Annotated in this window: 3 protein-coding genes; all 3 read left to right on the forward strand. The window is 66.0% G+C overall.

Features of this window, described 5'->3' with window-relative positions; all coding sequences use genetic code 11:
* The first annotated feature begins 113 nt into the window (after positions 1–113).
* The 3 genes from pqqF to pqqB all read left to right on the forward strand — a co-directional run bounded on the left by pqqF (position 114) and on the right by pqqB (position 3658).
* Positions 114–2429: a pyrroloquinoline quinone biosynthesis protein PqqF gene (gene pqqF / locus ACO6VM_RS12360; RefSeq protein WP_422403333.1), complete on the forward strand. Its 2316-nt coding sequence runs from the start codon at positions 114–116 to the stop codon at positions 2427–2429.
* 168 nt (positions 2430–2597) lie between these two features.
* Complete coding sequence (gene pqqA, locus ACO6VM_RS12365; RefSeq protein ID WP_008365141.1) at positions 2598–2669, forward strand: pyrroloquinoline quinone precursor peptide PqqA; 72 nt, start codon at positions 2598–2600, stop codon at positions 2667–2669.
* 77 nt (positions 2670–2746) lie between these two features.
* Positions 2747–3658, forward strand: a complete 912-nt coding sequence (gene pqqB / locus ACO6VM_RS12370) for a pyrroloquinoline quinone biosynthesis protein PqqB (RefSeq protein ID WP_422403334.1) — start codon at positions 2747–2749, stop codon at positions 3656–3658.
* Positions 3659–3753: the final 95 nt, after the last annotated feature.

Consider the following 3753-nt stretch of genomic DNA (forward strand, 5'->3'; position numbering starts at 1 on the left):
ACCAAAGGAGCCAACTCCCTATCGCTGTTGCTTCTGTTTTTTTGGGGGCTTTTCCCCCCCCCCGCGATGAGGCCGGCACAGACAACATCGCCTTGGCGCGCTAGCATGACGCCATGCCCGACACTACCCGTCACCTGAACCTGCCCAACGGCCTGCACCTGACCCTGCGCCACGCCCCGCGCCTCAAGCGCGCCGCTGCAGCCTTGCGGGTACGCGCCGGCAGCCATGACGCGCCAGCGAAGTGGCCGGGCCTGGCCCATTTCCTTGAACACCTGTTCTTCCTCGGCACTGCCCGCTTCCCGTTGCAAGACGGCCTGATGCGCTACGTGCAGGGCCTGGGCGGCCAGGTGAACGCCAGCACCCGTGAGCGCACCACCGATTTTTTCTTCGAGGTGCCGCCCGTTGCACTGGCCGGTGGCTTGGAGCGCCTGTGCCAAATGCTCATCGAACCGGACCTCGGCCTGGAACGCCAGCGTCGTGAACGCGAGGTAATCCACGCCGAGTTCATCGCCTGGTCGCGCAACCCCGAAGCCCAGCACCAGTTCAGCCTGCTGCAGTCGGTGTCGCCAAGCCATCCACTCAGCGGCTTCCACGCGGGCAACCGGCACAGCCTGGCGCTGCACGCTCGCGGCTTCCAGCAGGCACTGAACGCTTTCCATCGGCGATTCTACCAAGGCGGCCAGGTCACCTTGAGCCTGGCCGGGCCGCAGCCACTGGACGAGCTGGAGCAACTGGGCGAACAGTTCGGTGCGCTGTTCCCGGCCGGTGTGCAGGAGCAACGGGATACCCCTGCGGCCCTGCTCGACGGGCAACTACGGCCCCTCGCAGCCAGCGGCTCACGCCATGACCTGCTGTTTGCCCATGAAGGCCTGCCCGCAGCGGCAGAACAGGCACTGGACCTGCTGCTGACCCTGCTCAACGACAGCCGGCCGGGCGGCTGGCTGGCCGAACTGCGCCAACGCGGCTGGCTGCAGGGCTGCACAACGCAACTGCTCTATGCCCACGCCGGGCAGATGCTTTGGCATATCCAGCTGCTGCTGCCCGCCTCAGCCTCACTGAGCACGGCACAGTCGATGCTGCACGGCTGGCTGGGCTTCATCCGAAGGCAGCCGGCTGCCCAGTTGAACGATGCCTACGCCCAGTTGCAGCATTGCCGCGAGCAAAGCTGCAGCGCGCTCGAACTGGCGCGCCGCGACAGCAGTGGCCAGCCCTTCGAGAAGCTCGATGAGCAAGGCCTTGCTGCCTTCGCCGCGTTGCTGGGCAGCTTGCCCCACACAGGCAGCGGCCGCTGGCAGTTGCCACCCGCAGAGCCGTTGCTGGACAGCACTGCGCCAGCCCACAGCGCCCCACTACCCACGGCCCTGGCCCTCGACAACAACCTGCCGCCCACCCGCCAGTTCGCCAGCCTCTACTTGCGTTGGCACATCCCGTCGCCACTGCGCCAGCGCTTCCAGGCAATCATCGAACGCGCCCTGCAACCGCTGCAGGAGCGCGCCACGCGTGTTGCCCTGCAGTTGCGCTTCAGTGCCAGCGGTGAGTACTGGCAACTGCAGGCCGCCGGCCAGCCGACAGCGGTGATCAGAGCTATCGAAGAGGCCCTCGCGCTCATGCAAAGCCCCGCCGTCGAGCACTGGACTGCCCCTGCTGCCGTGGAACCGGGGCTGATCCCGATACGCGCCCTGCTCAAGGCATTGCCGGATGCGCTGATGGCCGGTGAGGAACAACCGCAGCCATCCTGCATCCTCACCCTGCCCTGGCTCGACTCACTGTGGCAGCAAGCCCACTGGCAGGGCCTGGCAGTGGGCTTCGCGGAAACACAGCACAACGCCCTGGGGGCTGCATTGCAGGGGATCATGGGCCAACCCGGCACACCCAGGGCGAAGGTGGCGATCACGGGCCGGCAGTGGCGGCAGGTACACACGTCGGGCAGCGAGCCGGCACTGCTGCTGTTCTGCCCGTTGCCGACTGAGCTGCAGGCGGCCGGTCGCCTGCTCGCACACCTGCTGCAAGGCCCGGTGTACCAACGCCTGCGGGTCGAGCTGCAACTGGGGTACGCCGTATTCAGTGCCTTCCGTCAGGTCGACGGTGTCGGCGGGCTGCTGTTTGGCGTGCAGTCACCCCACGCCAGCCATGAGCAGATCCTCGGCCACCTGCTGGACCTCCTGCACCACGGCATCAGCCTGGATACCCAGAGCCGGCAGCAACTCGCCGAGCAGTTCGACGAAGCCTGCATGGGCAACGCCGAGGTGGCGGAGTGGGCCTGGCAGGCGCACATCGCACAGCACAACCCAGACCTTTCCCACACAAGCTGGTCTATTCTCAACACCGATCAGGACCTTCTGGACGATTTGTTGCAGCAGTTGATCAGTGCCCGCCACGGCTGGCTCTGCCTGGGCAATGCCGCAGCACCGGACGCTCACTGGCAGTAGGTGCCGGTGGATTGTTACCCGAAATGTAACGGCGCTTTTCGAAGAATTAACCTTTCGGTACATATAATTCTTGTAAGATAGCGCAACCCCGGCTAATGAAACCTCCTGTTTCAGGCGGTGCCCAATCATCAGCTGTTCAACTCAACCCCATCCGGAAGGAGACATCCCATGTGGACCAAACCTGCTTACACCGACCTGCGTATCGGCTTCGAAGTCACCATGTACTTCGCCAGCCGCTAAGCAGCACTGCGGTTCAACGCCTCGGCCCGCCGGGGCGTTTTCGTTTTCGGACACGGTTTTTCGGATAGAGAGTGGCCATGTACATCCAGATTCTCGGCTCTGCCGCCGGTGGCGGGTTCCCGCAGTGGAACTGCAACTGCGCCAACTGCAAGGGTTACCGCGACGGCACCTTGCGCGCCACTGCGCGCACCCAGTCTTCCATCGCCCTGTCCGATGACGGCGAGCACTGGATCCTGTGCAACGCCTCGCCCGACATCCGCGCCCAGTTGCAGGCCTTCGCGCCCATGCAGCCGGCCCGCGCCCTGCGCGATACCGGCATCGACGCGATCGTTTTGCTCGACAGCCAGATCGACCACACCACCGGCCTGCTCAGCCTGCGCGAAGGCTGCCCGCACAAGGTGTGGTGCACCGACATGGTCCACCAGGACCTGACCACCGGCTTCCCGCTGTTCACCATGCTCAGCCACTGGAACGGCGGCCTGACCTGGAACCGCATCGAGCTTGAAGGCAGCTTCGTGATCGACGCCTGCCCCAACCTGCGCTTCACCCCCTTCCCCCTGCGCAGCGCCGCACCGCCTTACTCGCCGCACCGCTTCGACCCGCACCCGGGCGACAACCTGGGCCTGCTGGTGGAGGACACCCGCACCGGCGGCAAGCTGTTCTATGCCCCGGGCCTGGGCCAGGTCGACGACAAGCTGCTGCAGATGATGCACGGCGCCGACTGCCTGCTGGTCGACGGCACCCTGTGGGAGGATGATGAGATGCAGCGTCGCGGCGTCGGCACCCGCACCGGCCGCGAGATGGGCCACCTGGCGCAGAACGGCCCAGGCGGCATGCTCGAAGTGCTGGACGGCTTCCCGCGCCAGCGCAAGGTGCTTATCCACATCAACAACACCAACCCGATCCTCGACGAAGACTCGCCGGAAAAGGCCGAGGTGCTGCGTCGGGGTGTGGAAGTGGCCTTCGATGGCATGAGCATTCAGTTGTAAGGGGCGATCTGAACACCGTGGGGGGGGGGGGGGGGGGGGGGGGGGGGGGGGGGGGGGGGGGGGGGGGGGGGGGAGAGAGGGGGGCAGAGAGGCAG

The organism is Pseudomonas sp. GZD-209, from assembly GCF_049310485.1.
Taxonomy (GTDB): Bacteria; Pseudomonadota; Gammaproteobacteria; order Pseudomonadales; family Pseudomonadaceae; genus Aquipseudomonas; species Aquipseudomonas sichuanensis.